Source organism: Pseudomonas sp. NFACC37-1 (assembly GCF_900101575.1).
In the GTDB taxonomy this organism is placed as follows: Bacteria; Pseudomonadota; Gammaproteobacteria; order Pseudomonadales; family Pseudomonadaceae; genus Aquipseudomonas; species Aquipseudomonas fluorescens_AA.
In genome coordinates this window covers 48,660-64,865 of record NZ_FMUZ01000018.1, presented here as the reverse complement: position 1 = coordinate 64,865, position 16,206 = coordinate 48,660, and the positions used below count along the sequence as shown (strand labels likewise).

11 protein-coding genes are annotated in these 16,206 nt (G+C 62.0%); 4 read left to right on the top strand and 7 right to left on the bottom strand.

Going from position 1 to position 16,206, the window contains the following annotated elements; all coding sequences use genetic code 11:
• Positions 1–72 precede the first annotated feature (72 nt).
• The 3 genes from BLP82_RS18720 (at position 73) to BLP82_RS18710 (ending at position 2,348) form a co-directional block, all read left to right on the top strand.
• Entirely contained in the window at positions 73–882 is an 810-nt protein-coding gene (locus BLP82_RS18720) for a hypothetical protein (protein ID WP_092171333.1), read from the top strand.
• A 63-nt stretch (positions 883–945) separates the two neighbouring features.
• Complete coding sequence (locus BLP82_RS18715) at positions 946–1,671, top strand: hypothetical protein (protein WP_092171330.1); 726 nt, start codon at positions 946–948, stop codon at positions 1,669–1,671.
• On the top strand, positions 1,668–2,348 hold the full coding sequence (locus BLP82_RS18710; protein ID WP_256576644.1) for a hypothetical protein: 681 nt from the start codon (positions 1,668–1,670) through the stop codon (positions 2,346–2,348). Before BLP82_RS18715 ends, BLP82_RS18710 begins: the two co-directional genes overlap by 4 nt.
• Before the next feature lie 38 nt (positions 2,349–2,386).
• On the opposite strand, the gene BLP82_RS18705 is transcribed toward BLP82_RS18710, so the two are convergent.
• The 7 genes from BLP82_RS18705 to prmA all read right to left on the bottom strand — a co-directional run bounded on the left by BLP82_RS18705 (position 2,387) and on the right by prmA (position 12,035).
• Positions 2,387–5,161, bottom strand: a complete 2,775-nt coding sequence (locus BLP82_RS18705; RefSeq protein WP_092171327.1) for a hybrid sensor histidine kinase/response regulator — start codon at positions 5,159–5,161, stop codon at positions 2,387–2,389.
• A gap of 99 nt (positions 5,162–5,260) precedes the next feature.
• On the bottom strand, positions 5,261–6,556 hold the full coding sequence (purD, locus tag BLP82_RS18700; RefSeq protein WP_092171324.1) for a phosphoribosylamine--glycine ligase: 1,296 nt from the start codon (positions 6,554–6,556) through the stop codon (positions 5,261–5,263).
• 142 nt (positions 6,557–6,698) lie between these two features.
• Entirely contained in the window at positions 6,699–8,306 is a 1,608-nt protein-coding gene (purH, locus tag BLP82_RS18695) for a bifunctional phosphoribosylaminoimidazolecarboxamide formyltransferase/IMP cyclohydrolase (RefSeq protein ID WP_060739352.1), read from the bottom strand.
• 83 nt (positions 8,307–8,389) lie between these two features.
• Positions 8,390–8,710, bottom strand: coding sequence for a DNA-binding transcriptional regulator Fis (gene fis, locus BLP82_RS18690; protein WP_003186237.1), 321 nt, complete (start codon positions 8,708–8,710; stop codon positions 8,390–8,392).
• Complete coding sequence (dusB, locus tag BLP82_RS18685) at positions 8,707–9,714, bottom strand: tRNA dihydrouridine synthase DusB (protein WP_053181619.1); 1,008 nt, start codon at positions 9,712–9,714, stop codon at positions 8,707–8,709. Before dusB ends, fis begins: the two co-directional genes overlap by 4 nt.
• Before the next feature lie 185 nt (positions 9,715–9,899).
• A complete protein-coding gene (locus BLP82_RS18680) occupies positions 9,900–11,126 on the bottom strand; it encodes a DUF3426 domain-containing protein (RefSeq protein WP_092171319.1) in 1,227 nt (408 codons plus the stop codon).
• A gap of 30 nt (positions 11,127–11,156) precedes the next feature.
• Positions 11,157–12,035, bottom strand: a complete 879-nt coding sequence (prmA, locus tag BLP82_RS18675) for a 50S ribosomal protein L11 methyltransferase (protein ID WP_013692161.1) — start codon at positions 12,033–12,035, stop codon at positions 11,157–11,159.
• A gap of 192 nt (positions 12,036–12,227) precedes the next feature.
• Between prmA and BLP82_RS18670 the strand changes: the two genes are divergently transcribed.
• Positions 12,228–16,199: a dermonecrotic toxin domain-containing protein gene (locus tag BLP82_RS18670; protein ID WP_092171315.1), complete on the top strand. Its 3,972-nt coding sequence runs from the start codon at positions 12,228–12,230 to the stop codon at positions 16,197–16,199.
• Positions 16,200–16,206 lie beyond the last annotated feature (7 nt).

Sequence of the window (16,206 nt, the reverse complement as noted above, 5' to 3'; positions counted from 1 at the left end):
GCCCTTAAGGTGGATAGGTAAGTATGGCGCTCGGGCCCATGGAGGGCTTTAATTAAATAAGGGACATATTCAATGAATACTAAATTTGATTCTATTATCACCTTGGCGGACCGACTGGAACGCCTGAATGCCTACGATATATCGCCGAACGATGTAATTGTTTCCCCTCGGATTGCCAGATATAAAACGGCAGGGTTTGACAACGAAATCGAAAAGCCGGACCGCGCTTCGATTGTCGGAGACGCTATCATGTCGTTCGTTTCAGGTATGACGGCGCAAAATCAAGCGGATATCCAGCATTCCTATCTATTTGCATCGCTGGTTGCCAGTAAGAAGTATCCAGGGGATGACGAAGGCGATAAATGGTATAAAACCTTCCTTGAGGTCATGCAGAGTTGTGGCTGGACCATTCTGCAGCATTACTACGATAAGGTTGCCGCGTCCGGCAAGAGTTTCAAGATGGATCAACTGGTGTTGAAAGTCCTCGGTTCGGCGGTGGCAGCGGCTGCCGTTCCTGGTCCGACTTCGTTGCTGATGCTGAAAGTGGCCGGTGATGCGATCGCCGCATTGCAAACCAATGACAAGTCGCTGCGGCTCTTTGACCAGAATATCCAGGAGTCCGGCACCGGTGGCTTTGGTGTGGCGAGCTGTCACGAAACCCCGCACGGTGAAATACTCATGGCATTAGGCGCCGTGCGCTTTATCAAGCGGACGAACCAGACCAAGGTCCTGTTCGTGGATTGGGATAGCAGTTCGGTAGACTTGTATCGCGGTGAATGCCATATGACCATGGTGCCGACAATTATCAGTGCGACTCGAGAAGCTATCATTAAAAAACTGGGTGATCGCGCAAAACAAAAAATCGACGAATACGAGATCTGATTGATTGATCTCCTGGCGACTACCGAGGTAGTCGCCATCCGTTAATGGAATAAGGTAATTGTCATGAAAGATCATTGTTCGGTTTTTATTGATGCCGGTGCTGTTGTCCTGCTGCCCACTGACCTGATTGGGCAGGACCGGCTCGATATATTGAATTCGATATTGTTTGCCCAGCTGGTAGCCAGTAAAAAATACCCCGCTCTTGCCCGGTCCAGTGACTGGTACTCAGCGTACCGGGAAGTACTGAATAATGGCTGGATGCAAAAGGCCGTGAGTTGGGACAGCTTTACACTCGCAGCCTCATCGAAAACCAACCTGATGGGATGTGTCGAAGAGCGGCTGGGAGAATATGTTGAGCGAACTTTGATTACGCAGGTAACTGATGTATTGAAGCGCGTCGCCCAGTTGTCCAGCACGTTGCCCGCTATCGAATTGCTGCGTGAACATGCCCATCGGCCGAAAAGCCCGGATTCGTCCGAGGCGTCCCATAAAGCACCCGACAGAATCAGGCTGCAAGTCATCCTGGCCCAACAGGGGCCTGTATTGAGTAGCGTCTGCCTGGAGTTCGAGCCCGAGCACGTGACGTCCAACCCTCTTGGACAACTCTTCTCCACCGATCCTGTGGTGGGCAATATTCAATTGCGTTGCTTCAAGGCGAATTTGTCCCAGGCGCTCTATGCGCCCTTCCGTGATGCGATTGTCCACAAACTGGGGGATAAGGCCGCCAGGAACATCATCGATATTTCCGATGCGGTCGAGCAAGCGCAACCGGAAGCGGGTGCGTTATGACGGATCAAGGGTTTCGATCGGCCGACGGGCAGCGGTTGCGCCTGGATGAGGCATCGAGGGCAGCGGTGGTGGGCGGGAGCATCGTGTCCTTCGACGAGGGTTTGTCCCTCCAGGATCGCGAGGATATCTACCTGAGCAACTTGTACGCGCAATTGGCAACCCGTTCGGCGTACAAGGACGGTCTGGTCGGTAACTGGTTCGACTATTACAAGAACAAGCTCAGGTACCTGGGGTGGGACTCGGCGCGTCCTGTCAGTGCGGGGCAGGCCGGGCAAGGATTGATGGCCGATAGCGTTTCGCAGCAGATCGCCCGTTCCTTTGGCGCAGGCTATTCGCGGCAGGCCAGCCAGGCGATAGCAACGCTTGGACGAAGCCCTGCTGCGCTCGAGCTGTTTGAACGAACGAGCCTACAGCGCAATACGGGATTCTTCCAGGTGATCCCCTGCGCGGCCAAATCCCGCGGGAAAGTGGAAATCGCGTTGTATCACAAGCAGTTCCGCACCCGCAGGACGGTCTCGGGATTTCTGTTCAGGCCAATGGAGGAAGTGGTGGAAAGCAGCGTGGAGGAAATGGCCGTCGTGACATTCAGCACGCTGCATTACGCAACGTTCAGGCAAAAAGTCGCGGCCGCGGTGATCGCCGAAACGACTCGTCACCTGCATGAGCTGGAAATCTGAACGACACTACGGGTAGTCGCTGAATGCTCTTCGCGGGTTCAGGGCGTATGCACGGCCTTGTTCTGCTGGTCGCGCTGGGCCACCCAATGTTCGATCAGCTCGCGCAGTTGCGACAGTTCCACCGGCTTGGCCATGTGCCCGTCCATCCCGGCCTGGCGGGCGCGTTCCTTGTGCTCGGCCAGGATGTGCGCGGTGAGCGCCACCACCGGCGTGCGGGTGCGCTGGTTACCCATTTCCCAGGCTCGCAGCTGCTGGGTGGCGGAAAACCCGTCGAGGATCGGCATTTCGCAGTCCATCAGGACCAGGTCGTAGCGTTGCTCCTTCATGGCCTTGAGGGCTTCCTCGCCGTTGCTGGCGGTGTCGGGTTGCAGGTTGAGCTTGCCGAGCATGCCGCGGATGACCTTGGTGGAAATGCTGTTGTCCTCGGCCACCAGGATGCGGAAATCGCTCGGCACCTTCACCGGGGTGGGAGGACCGGCGTTCACCTGCACGTTCGTAGTCTGGCCCCGATTGCGCTGGTTCAGCTCGTCCGCCAGGGTGGTCTTGAGGGTATAGCCGGCCACCGGTTTGGCGAGGATGCGCTTGACCCCGCTGTTGCGCGCCACGATCTTGCTCGGCGCATTGCTGATACCGGTGAGCATGATCAACAGGATGTCGTGGTTCAGGCTCGGGTCTTCCTTGATCTTGGCCGCCAGTTGCATGCCGGTCATGCCCGGCATGTTCTGGTCCAGCAGCACCACGTCGAAGTAATCCCGCAGGTGCGCCTTGGTGCGCAGCAGCGCCAGGGCCTCCTTGCCCGAAGGTACCGCACTGACGTTCAGGCCCCAGGCGCTGCACTGCTGCACCAGCACTTTGCGGCAGGTGTCGTTGTCGTCGACGATCAATACCCGTGCCCCTTGCAGCGGGCCATCGAGGTCGGAAGTCGGGTGTTCGAGGCGATCCGGGTCCAGGGGCAAGGTCAGCCACAGGGTACTGCCCTGGTTGCTGCCGCTTTTGATGCCGAATTCCCCGTGCATCAGGATGATCAGCTGGCGAGCGATGACCAACCCCAGGTTGCCCCCCAGGCGCGTGGCCGAGAGGAAGTTCTTGCTGTGCAGCTCGGCGTGCATCAGCGTGTCGCGCTCTTCAGCGTCCATCGGCGTCCCACTGTCCTGCACGGCGATGCGCAGGCGCGGCTGATGGCTGCGCTCGTCGAGGGCGACGACGATCAGCACTTCGCCCTCGTCGGTCTTCTTCAGGGCGTTTTCCAGCAGGCTCAGCAGCGCCTGGCGCAGCCGCGTCGGGTCGCCGCTGATCACCCGGGGCACCTGGGGCTGGATGAAGCTGATCAACTCGACATTCTGCTGTTCGGCCTTGGCGCGGAAGATGCTCAGGCAATCCTCGATCAGCGCATTGAGGTCGAACTGCACATCGTCCAGTTCGATCTGCCCGGATTCGAGCCGGGAAATGTCGAGGATCTCGTTGATCAGGGTCAGCAGTTCATTGCCGGCGCTGTGGATCGTTTGCACGTAGTCGCGTTGCTTGACCGACAGTGGCGTGCCCAGCAGCAGTTCGGTCATGCCCAGCACGCCGTTCATCGGCGTGCGGATCTCATGGCTGATCTTGGCCAGGAACTCGGCCTTGGCATTGATCTCGGCATTGCTCGCCGCCAGGTCGCGGCTGATGCTGAAGCGGCTTTCGTTGATCGAGCGCTGGCGCTCGCCCAGGGCGACACTCATCAACAGGCCGCTGATGCAGATGAAGATCAGCAGGGTGATGATCAAGCCCTGGGGAGGGACTTCCGTGAGCCCTTGCAGGGCCGGAAGAATGATCAGCGTGCCCAGGTTGAAGACCACCATGGCCGCGACGAACAGCCGGGCCGGGCGGTAGCCCTTTTGCCAATGCCAGGCGCTGACGAACAGCATGCTCAGGCCGGCCAGGGCCACCAGGGTGTAGGTCATGATATTGAGTGGCAGCGTGTTGACGAACAACAGCAGCAGGCTGCACAGCATGACGAACACAATGTCCCCCAGCAGCAACCGGTTCAACGGGTGCGGCCCCAGGGGCGCGAAGAAGCGGTAGGCGAACATCAGGCCGCAGGGCGCCGTCAGCAGCAACGCCAGGTAAGCCCCGGGCGTCTGCACCGCCGGCCAGTCGGGCAGCCAGGGGCCGGCCAGGTTCAGCAACAGCACCAGGCTGAGCATCAGCAGCCCTTCACAGGCGGCCAGCCACAGGCAACTGCGGGAACGGGTGTAGGCGTAGCGGGTGAGGTTGTGCAGGATCAGCATGGCGATGCAGCCGAACAGCAGCCCATAGATCAGCGTCTGGTTCTGATCGGCCGCCGCCACGACGGCCGATTGCAACGTGACGTAGGGGCGCAGTTCGTGACGCGAGGCCAGTCGCAGGTAGACGTCCAATGATTTATCGCTGCGCGGCAGCGGCAACATGAAGTCGCTGCTGGGAATCGCCGGTTCCGTATGCGGCGTGGCATTGTCGCTGATTTGTTGCTCGACCAGGGCGTCGCCGTCCAGCACATAGAGGTTCAGGCGTGACAGGTCGGGGGCGAAGATGCGCAGGATCTGTTCGTGCCTGTCCGGGGCCAGGCGGAAGCGCAGCCACAATGCACCGCCGGGCTCGGCGGCCTGGAGGCGGTCCAGGTCGATGGGGCTGAATTGATTGGTGTAGCGAGCGGAGCGGATGTCGCTCAGCGTCAGGTCGCCCTGTTCATCGAGCAATACCGCCCAGCCACTGCCTGGCGCGGCCTGGGCCGGGAGCATGCAGAGCAGCGTCAGCAGGGTGACGGTAAAGCCTATGGCAATCCTGAGCCAGCGCACGGCGAAATCCCTTCGTAGGTTGATGCCAGATTATAACTATGCGCGGCGCCGGAACAGTCAGGCAAGGGCCGCAGACCCTTGCCTGGCTGAATGGCCGGGTTATTCCAGATTTTCGCCACGCTCACGGGCAATGGCACGGTAGCCAATGTCCTTGCGGTAGAAACAACCTTCCCAGTCGATCTCGGCGGCAAGCTTGTAGGCCTGCTGCTGAGCGTCGTCGACACTGGCGCCCAGGGCGGTGGCGCAAAGCACACGACCGCCGGCGGTGACCACTTGCCCATCCTTCAACGCGGTGCCTGCATGGAAGACTTTGCCTTCCAGCCGGGCCGCGGCGTCCAGGCCCTGGATTGCGCTACCTTTGGCGTAGTCGCCCGGGTAACCGCCAGCCGCCAATACGACGCCGACGCTTGGGCGCGGATCCCATTGGGCTTCGACCTTGTCCAGGGCCTGGGCCAGCGCGGCCTCGACCAGCAGGACCAGGCTCGACTGCAGGCGCAGCATCACCGGCTGGGTCTCAGGATCGCCGAAACGGCAGTTGAATTCGATGACTTTTGGGTTACCAGCCTTGTCGATCATCAGGCCCGCGTAGAGGAAGCCGGTGTAGACGTTGCCTTCATCGGCCATGCCGCGCACGGTCGGCCAGATCACCTGGTCCATGACGCGCTGGTGCACCTGGGCGGTCACCACCGGGGCAGGGGAGTAGGCGCCCATGCCGCCGGTGTTCGGGCCGCTGTCGCCATCGCCGACACGCTTGTGGTCCTGGCTGGTGGCCATCGGCAGTACGTTCTTGCCATCGACCATGACGATGAAGCTGGCTTCCTCGCCGTCGAGGAACTCTTCGATCACCACGCGGGAACCGGCGTCACCGAAGGCATTGCCAGCGAGCATGTCGCGCACGGCGTCTTCGGCTTCGGCCAGGGTCATGGCAACGATCACGCCTTTACCGGCGGCCAGGCCGTCGGCCTTGATCACGATCGGTGCGCCTTTCTCGCGCAGGTACGCCAGGGCTGGCTCGATTTCGGTGAAGTTCTGGTAGTCGGCGGTCGGGATCTTGTGGCGCGCCAGGAAATCCTTGGTGAACGCTTTCGAGCCTTCCAGCTGCGCGGCGCCAGCGGTCGGGCCGAAGCAGTCCAGGCCACGGGAGCGGAACAGGTCGACCACGCCGGCGACCAGCGGCACTTCCGGGCCGACGATGGTCAGCGAGACGTTCTTCTCGGCGAAGTCGGCCAGTTGCTCCAGGGCCAGCACGTCGATGGCGACGTTTTCGCATTTGGCTTCGATGGCGGTGCCGGCATTGCCCGGGGCCACGAAAACCTTCTGCACACGGGGATCCTGGGCCACTTTCCAGGCCAGGGCGTGTTCGCGGCCACCGCTGCCAATGATCAAAACATTCATTTCAAAAACCTCGGATGACGCTGATGGGGGCTGATCGTTCCCACGCTCTGCGTGGGAATGCCTCTACGGACGCTCTGCGTCCGGGGACGCGGAGCGTCCCGAGCTGCGTGCCCACGCAGAGCGTGGGTACGATCAAGCAAATTTAGTGGCGGAAGTGGCGCATGCCAGTAAATACCATGGCGATGCCGGCTTCGTCGGCAGCGGCGATCACTTCAGCGTCACGCATCGAGCCACCCGGCTGGATCACCGCGGTGATGCCGACCTTGGCCGCGTTGTCGATGCCGTCGCGGAACGGGAAGAACGCATCGGAGGCCATGACCGCGCCTTGAACTTGCAAACCGGCGTGTTCAGCCTTGATCGCGGCGATGCGGGCCGAGTTCACGCGGCTCATCTGGCCGGCGCCGACACCGATGGTCTGGCGGTTCTTGGCGTAGACGATGGCGTTGGACTTGACGTACTTGGCGACTTTCCAAGCGAAGATCAGGTCGTTGATTTCCTGCTCGCTCGGGGCGCGCCGGGTCACCACTTTCAGGTCTTCGCTGCCGATCATGCCGATGTCACGGCTCTGGACCAGCAGGCCGCCATTGACACGCTTGTAGTCCCAGGCCGGCGCGCGATCGGCCGACCATTGGCCGCAGGCCAGCAGGCGCACGTTGGCCTTGGCGGCAACGATGGCGCGGGCTTCTTCGCTGACGGAAGGGGCGATGATCACTTCGACGAACTGGCGCTCGACGATGGCCTTGGCGGTCTCGGCGTCCAGTTCACGGTTGAAGGCGATGATGCCGCCGAAGGCCGACTCGGTGTCGGTGGCGTAGGCCAGTTCGTAGGCCTGGCGGATGCCGCCCTCGGCGTCCGGGCTTACGGCCACGCCGCACGGGTTGGCGTGCTTGACGATCACGCAGGCTGGCTTGACGAAGCTCTTCACGCATTCCAGCGCGGCGTCGGTGTCGGCTACGTTGTTGAACGACAGTTCCTTGCCTTGCAGTTGGGTGGCGGTGGCAATGCCGACTTCGGCCGGCTTGGCTTCCACGTAGAACGCCGCGCTCTGGTGCGGGTTCTCGCCGTAGCGCATTTCCTGGGCCTTGACGAACTGGGTGTTGAAGGTGCGCGGGAATTCGCTGCGGCCTTCGGTCGACAGGGTTTCGGCGGCCTGGTTCACGGTGCCCATGTAGTTGGCGATCATGCCGTCGTAGGCGGCGGTGTGTTCGAAGGCCTTGAGCATCAGGTCGAAACGCTGGGCGTAGGTCAGGCCACCGGCCTTGAGGTTCTCCAGCACGCTGGCGTAGTCGCTGGCGTTGACCACGATGGCCACGTCCTTATGGTTCTTGGCCGCCGAGCGGACCATGGTCGGGCCGCCGATGTCGATGTTCTCGATGGCGGTCGGCAGGTCGCAGCCAGGCTTGTTGATGGTGGCTTCGAACGGGTAGAGGTTGACCGCCACCAGGTCGATCGGCTTGATGCCGTGTTCGTTCATGATGGCGTCGTCGATGCCGCGACGGCCCAGGATGCCGCCGTGGATTTTCGGGTGCAGGGTCTTGACCCGACCGTCCATCATTTCCGCAAAACCGGTGTAGTCCGCGACTTCCACTGCGGCGACACCGTTGTCCTGCAGCAGCTTGAAGGTCCCGCCGGTGGAGAGAATCTCGACGCCCAGCTGTTGCAGCTCGCGGGCGAATTCGAGGATCCCGGTCTTGTCGGAGACGCTGATCAAGGCGCGGCGGATCGGCAGGCGGGTGGTCTGGTCGGTCATTTCAATTTCCATCAAAAGCAAGGGAAGTCAGCAAAAAAGGCGACCGTTTTTTATGCGGGCGCCTTTCTGGTTTGATTGAATGCTTACAGCAGATCGTACTGCTTGAGTTTCTTGCGCAGGGTGCCGCGGTTCAGGCCCAGCAGCTCACTGGCCTTGGTCTGGTTGCCCTTGACGTAGTTCATCACGCTTTCGAGCAGCGGTGCCTCGACTTCGGAAAGCACCAGGTTGTACACATCCGTGACGGCAGCGCCCTCAAGGTGGGCGAAATAATTGTGCAGCGCCTTCTCGACACTCCCGCGAAGGGTCTGACCTTCTTCGCTGGGCGTATTGAGGTGCTGTTTCAAATTCACGTTGTCGCTCACGGGTGTTGTTCCACTCACTAAAGTCTCGGTCATCATCGTCATGCGGCCACCCCTTCGTCCCCTGTCAGGCTCTTGTAACGCTCAGCGAAGAACGCCTGAACGTCGGCGCATTGTGCTTGCGTACCATCCAAACGATTGAAACGGGCGCGAAACTCCCTGGCGCCCGGCAGGGTTGCGAGATACCAGCCCACATGCTTGCGAGCGATGCGTACGCCCATGACTTCTCCGTAGAAGGCATGTAGCGCGGCCAGATGCTCTAGCAGAATACGTTCCACCTCGGACAACTGCGGCGCCGCCAGCTTTTCGCCAGTGCGCAGGTAGTGTTCGATCTCACGAAAAATCCATGGCCGCCCTTGGGCTGCCCGGCCGATCAACAGGCCATCGGCACCGGTCGCGTCCAGCACGTACCGGGCCTTCTCGGGCGAATCGATGTCGCCGTTGGCAAAGACCGGAATCGACACCGCCTGCTTGATCGCGGCGATGGTGTCGTACTCGGCTTCGCCGGTGTACAGGTCGGCACGGGTGCGGCCATGGACCGCCAACGCCGTGATGCCCGCCTGTTCGGCGATCTTCGCCACCACCAGGCCATTCTTGTTCTCCCGGTCCCACCCGGTGCGGATCTTCAGGGTCACCGGCACATCGACCGCGGCCACTACGGCCTGCAGGATCTCGGTGACCAGCGCTTCATCTTTCAACAGTGCCGAGCCTGCGGCCTTGTTGCAGACCTTTTTCGCCGGGCAGCCCATGTTGATGTCGATGATCTGCGCCCCCAGCTCGACGTTCGCCCGGGCCGCCTCCGCCAGCATCTGCGCGTCGCCACCGGCGATCTGTACCGAGCGGGGCTCGGGATCACCTTCGTGGATCATGCGCAGACGCGATTTGCGGGTGTTCCACAAACTCATGTCGCTGGTGACCATTTCCGATACCACCAGTCCTGCGCCCAAGCGTTTGCACAACTGACGAAAGGGCTGGTCGGTGACGCCCGCCATAGGGGCGAGAACCAGGCCGTTCTGCAATGTATATGGGCCGATGCGTACCGCCGACATAGGACTTCCCTGAAGTGGGGCCGGATCATGAGACTTCGAAAAAGGGTTGGCATGATACCCGCTCTCGATGACTGGATAAAGATCGAATTGGATAAAATCTGAACAGCTATTTTGTTATCGCCAGCGGTTTGGTCTGGGTGGGGTCAGTCAGAAAGCTGCCGTCAATTGGCCGACCCTGGCCGGTTTCATTCGGGAGAATGAAAGCTCAAGCTGTAGTTCACCGCCTTGGGGCCAGGATCCAGGATATCCAGCGCGATGTGGATGGGCGTTTGCGGCGGCATTTCGCCGCGGCCCTCGAGATCGCCACCCAGGTACTCCCCGGGCTTGAAGCGACGACTGGCGATCAGGTGCCCGTTGAGGTCGGCAAAGCGCAGCTCCAGCAACGGAAAAGGTTGGGAGAAGGGCGCACGGTTGTAGATGATCGCGTCCACCACCAGGGCGCCGCTGAACTCCGGATGGCTGCGCACCACCAGGTTGCTGCTTTTGATCTTGGCGATGTCGACCTTGGACGGTACGTCGCAACCGATGGTCGGACAGATTTGCAGGAACCACGGCCGGTACTGGTCCTGGCGGGCCAGTTCTTCGAAATGGTAGGCGATGTATTGGCCACCCAGGGCCGCGGCGGCGAGCAGGATCAGCAGGGCCCACAACAGGCGTCGGCCCCAGGGCGAGCGGCGTTTGCGCCAGTCCAGTTGCAGCGGGTCGTCGTCGAGGTCGTGGAGGGCCTCGGCGCGTATCCCCGGCTCCTGGCGTTCCCGTGACTTGCGCAGTGGCAGCGGTCGCTCGGGCTCATCGTCGTGGTCATCGGTGGCGGACAGGCGCTCGAGGTGTTCGTCGGGCTCGTCGTCCGGCGCGAGGTGGAGCGGGGCGACCGGCTCGTCGTCCGGTTCCAGCGGTTCGAGGGCCAGGGACAGGGACGGCTCGGTACGCGGCGGTCGCGCCGGTTCGTGGGGTTCGAACGGTTCGAAGGGGGTATCGAGGACGGTTTCGACGCGCTCGTTCGAGGTTTCGCTGTACAGGCTGTCGGGCCAGGTTTGCTGCTCGCTGGAGAGCGAATCGCGTTGCGCGCTCAGGTTGTCTTCCCGGCGCCGGCCGGCATTGCCCGGGGCGCGATTGTCGCGGCGCTCCAGGCGCGCCAGTTCCTTGTCCAGGTCATCCAGATCCAGCTCGGCGGCGCTCCACTGTTTCTGGCTGATCGCCCGGGGCGGAGCTTCGGCGGTCGGCTTGGCGGGTGGCGCTACGGCAGGCGCCGCTTGCCTGGCTGTGCGTTGTTCCAGCAACTGCTGTGCGGCATTGAACACCTGCAGGCACGAGCCGCAACGAACCACCCCGCGGGCCACGCTCAATTGAGCATGGCTGACGCGAAAACGGGTGTGGCAATGCGGGCACTGGGTGACGAAGCTGTCAGTCATGCGGCAATCCGGTGGATACAGGCGCTCATTCTAGCGCCGACGTCCGGTGATGCGCACCCAGCCATCGCGATTGGCGATCGGGTCCAGGTCAAAGTCCGCGGCATAAGCGGCGGCGACTTCTTCACCTTGTTCGGCAAGGATGCCCGACAGCGCCAGGCGTCCGCCCGGCTTGACCAGGCTCGACAGTTGCGGCGCCAGGGATACCAGCGGGCCGGCCAGGATGTTGGCCACCAGCACGTCGGCCTGGACTTGTGGCAAGTCCTGGGGCAAATACAGCGGGAACAGGGCTTCGGCGATGTTGTTGCGCCCGGCATTGTCGCGGGAGGCTTCCAGGGCCTGGACGTCGATGTCGGTGCCGACCGCTTCCCGGGCGCCCAGCAGGAGCGCGGCAATCGCCAGGATCCCCGAGCCGCAGCCAAAGTCGAGTACGTTGCAGCCCTTCAGGTCCTGGCCGTCGAGCCATTCCAGGCACAGCGCGGTGGTCGGGTGGGTGCCGGTGCCGAACGCCAGGCCCGGGTCCAGCAGCAGGTTGACCGCGTCCGGCTCTGGCGCGGCATGCCAGCTCGGGACGATCCACAGGCGCTGGCCGAAACGCATCGGCTGGAAGTTGTCCATCCAGCTGCGTTCCCAGTCCTGGTCCTCGATCACTTCACTGTGATGCTCGGGCAGCGGGCTGCCGGTCAACAGCTCAAGATGGGCCAGCACGCTGGCTGCCTCGGTGCCGCCTTCGAACAGGGCCAGCAGGTGGGTGTGGGACCACAGCGGGGTGGTATTGAGCTCCGGCTCGAAGATCGGCTGGTCTTCGGCGTCCATGAAGGTTACCGATACAGCGCCTACTTCAAGAAACGCGTCTTCGTAGGTTTCGGCTTGTTCCGGGCTGATGGCCAGGCGTACTTGCAGCCAAGGCATGGCGGGCACCTTTGAAAAAATCCACAGGGGGGCAGCGCAGGGCTGCAAAGGCGCGCAGTGTACGCCAGGTCGCGGCCAAAGTGGATAAGCGAGTCTCGCGTCGTCGGGGCGGTGTTTCGATATATATATGTATGCCATGGGCATGTCGCAGGGCGGATAAGGTGCCGGTCCACACAACAGGGAGGATTGTGCATGGACATCATTGCCGAACGGCAAGGCAACATGGAACGCACGGGGTCGGTCGATTCCCCGCCGGTGGCGACCGCACGGGCGATCCTGGAGAAACTGACACGTTGGCAGGAGGCGATCGATGCGCGACTGCACACCCAGATGAGCCTGCTGGAGGTGCTGGAAGAGTTCTTGCTGGTCGAGCTGCGCACCTACCACTACCAAGGCAATATCGATCCACACTTCCTGGGTACCCTGCTCGATACCGTGCTGCAGCGCATGATCGACCAGGCGCCTGTGGTGTATGACGAGGAGCAAGACGCGCCCTACCGTTGGCCCGACGGGCCAGACTTGGGTTTTGCGGCCGAGCGCCGGGCGTTCGTTGTCCAGGTGGTGGAGGGCGTGGCCTCAAGGTTTGTCGATCACTACAAGGACTATCTGCGGCGGCATTGGCGAATGACTGCGTACGATGCCTCCCTCGAAGACGTGGTCAGGCAAAAACTGGACGAGCACAGGGGGGCGGTCGACGAGCTGTTTCGGCCTGGCCGTCTGGTTGGCCTGGGTGTCGACGAGTTGCGAGAACAGATCGAAGCGCTCCAGGACGGCTGGCGCCGGACGAGTCGCTTGACCGTGTTGGCAACCACGGCCGAGCGCCGGGACCTTGGTGCGCTGGCGCGATTGCAGTTGCCGCATTGGCTGCGGGGGCTGAGCCCTCCAGATCGTGAATTGTTGCGGGCTTTCGAGAGTCAGGCCGCGCTGGCGCAGGCGCTGGTGGATGAGCGGGTCGATGGCCTGGGCTCGCTGCGGGCCTTCGCTCGGCAATTGGCCAGGGACTATGTCAGGCATGAGTTGGACATGGAGGTCGAGCCGGACAGCATTCGTGTGCAGCTGCAGTGGCGAACGGTCATTGGTCAGCCCGTACGCACCTACAGCCTGAGTGAGCTGGTGGCGGCAGGCCCGGTCCGGCCGGACGCGGTGTCGGTGTTCCTGGTCGAGAACGGCGGCATGCTCCGTAACCAGCCTCTTTCACCGGCCTTCATTGCGCAGTTGTTGGCCAGCGTCGACGCGCCTGCCGGGTACTTGCCAGCTTTGGCCGAACGCTACGAGGGTGGGGATCTGAAGGACGCCATGCTCGATTGGTTTGTGGCGCGGTTGCAGCACAGTGCGTTTGTCGCCCGTTGTGCCGGCCAGTTGTCGGTGACCAGTCATGATCACCTCGCTGCCCTCTGGGAAAGCGACGGCGCAACGCCAATCGCCGGCGGGTTGCGTGTCGCCGGCCTGGTGCTTCCCCATGGCCTGAAGTGTGCCGATCTCCTGGTGTTTTATCGTGAAGACGTGGGCGGTGCTGTCAGTGGCCTGCTGCTGTTCGCCCCCGGCAAACCCGATGGCCAGGAATGGATCGAGTTGCCTTCGCTGCGGGCCCTGAGCGGCGAAGTCGGAGCCTGGACCCAACATCAGGCCGGTCGCGAGTATCTGTTGCAGCAACTCTCGCCGACTGATCGTGGACAGGCCCGAGCGTACTTTGCCCGTGTGATGGAAAAGCCGGTTTCCTGGGATCTGGAACAAGACCTCAGGGGCACGCAGGCAAGTTTCAAGACCTGTCTGCAGAACGCAGTCTCGACCGGCCTGGCCAATAACCTGGCACACGTGGAGCTGAGCGAGTCGCCTCGTTGGTACTCGGCGTTGCCGCTTGAGTCCCGGCGCAATATCAGCGGCCTGAGCCAGGAATTCTTGGTTCAGCGGCAAGTATTCGATGAGCAGTTCGTGGGCTACGAAGTGTTCATGGACTTCGCCAAGCGTACCTTCGCCGACATGATCGGGCCCTACATGCGCAGCAAGGGTGTGCTTGAGGCGGTCGATCCTGCCACGGTCTTCATCGACTACAGTCCGGGGCTGGCCGCCGAGAAAAAAACCGCCAGCCTGCTGCACTTGGCCATCTACGGATACGAGCGCAACGCGGACATCGACGACCCCGCCAAGGGCGTGCGTTCTTCTGTCGGGCAGGATTTGACGCAGGTTCGCAGTGCCGATCTGGCGTCCTATATTCGCGTGGCCTACTTGGGTGAGCGATATGCCAGGCACATCCGTGCTGGCTTCCTCGACGCCACGGCGCCCGAGTATGCCAAGCGCCGCGAGGCTTACTGCTACATGCTGTTGGCCAGGATGGACCGCGACCTGCGTGTGGCTTACGGCAAGTCGCTGTTGAGCGCCGAAGCGTTCCAGTGGCTCACCCGGCAAGTCACGCTATTGAGTGATGGGCGACCTGCAAGCAGCGCCACGTACCCCGGTGTCGCCGTGACGCGTGAAGGCGTGATCAAGCTGACCGTCGCCGGCCATGTGGTGTTGGGCGTCTACGTGTTCACCTACTTCGATCCGAAGGCTTCTTATTGGTTGTACACACCCGATGCGCCGGACGGCATCCTGTTTCGCCCGTACCTGGCGTTTTCCGGGAGCATCGCGGCGCAATTGCACGATTACGTACTGGAGCGGGTCGCACTCGTCGCCCGTGCCGCCGTGGAGCGGACACTGTTGGCGCTGGCCGCCGGGACCACTCGTGTCGACACATTGCGTGAACTCAATCGGCTGATTGATACCCGTGCCGAGTTCGATGCCGGCGTCGAGCGCGCTGTCACCGATGTAGAGGACATCACCACCAGTCGTGCCGAAATGATCCGCAACCAAGTATTCCAAGGCCTGATCTTCGCGGTTGTTCCGGTGTGCATGGTTTATCCGCCCTTTGCCTTGTTGCTGGATATTGGCTTGATTGCCGTCAGCGCCAGGCAGGCCATCCAGGGGCACGTGGGAGGTGACACGGAAGAAGCGCTCGGTCACTGGTTGATCGCGACCTGGGGAACGCTGTTCGCCACGCTCGGCGCCGCCAGCATGGCCACGGCACTGGGGCACGCGGCCAGGCACTTGCAGCGCGCCGTGAAGCCCTTGTCATTGTCTGCGCAACGCTTGAGAAGCGCCTCACCGGTGGTCGCCAAAGAGTCCGGGCCGCTGGTTCCGGCCATACGCCTCAAGCCGCAGCAGGCGGTCGGCAGAACACCAGAGAATCTGCAGTTGGTGACGGATGAGGGGATTTTTTTCGGCACCTATCGCAGCCCGCCCAGCGCTTCGCAACCGCGGAGCACTTACTACATCGCGAGCGGGGGCAGGTACTACCAGGTGAAGAGGGACCCATACTTTGGCGGCCTGTGCCTGGTGGATGCCCGGCGTCCCGGCGCTATTTACAAATTGCCCATCCGCAGGATGGCGAATGGCAAGTGGACTCATAACAAAGTCGGTTTGCGCGGCGGCAATGATGAGGTGCGCAACCTGGGGCGAATAGGCGATTTGCGCGAGGCGTTCCCCGGACATGTCTTCCCGGACGTGACCAGGGGCGCGTTGCAGGGCGAGGCCGTGGTGGCGAGGTTCAGCGAGGCGGCGGACAACTACCTGTTCTCGCTCAATGCACAGACGTGCGTGATCGCTTCGTTATACAACCCGACCACCCGGGTCGGAGCAGTCATCCATTTCGATCACAACATCCGCGCGCTGATCGAGCGAAGTGTCCGGGATGTGATGCGGCGCCTGGGGGGATCGGCCAAGGATGTTCGTGCCACCTTGGTCGGCGGGGACTGGTTGACGGGGGCTGACATCGGCGAGCCGGTCAGGCAGGTGATGAGGAAGCACGGGCTGCGACCGACCTGGGATCACTGGTCGTATTCTTCCTGCCTGGGTAATAACTATGGCGTGTCACTGGATCTGCGCACGGGTGTCACGTCGGTATTCAAGACGTCCGGCAGCCAGGTCGAACGCTTTTACATACCCGTCCTGGCGCGAGCGAAGAACAACACTGACCCGGTGTCCATGCGAGCTCGCGGATTCATGGCGCGCATGCGCAGCGACATTCTGGTCGAAAATGCCAACGGCGTCGTACTCACCCAGCAGGGGAGGCGGGCGAATGCTGCGAAGGTCGAATCACACGCGTACTCCATGGTGGAGTTGAAGTGATCCATCA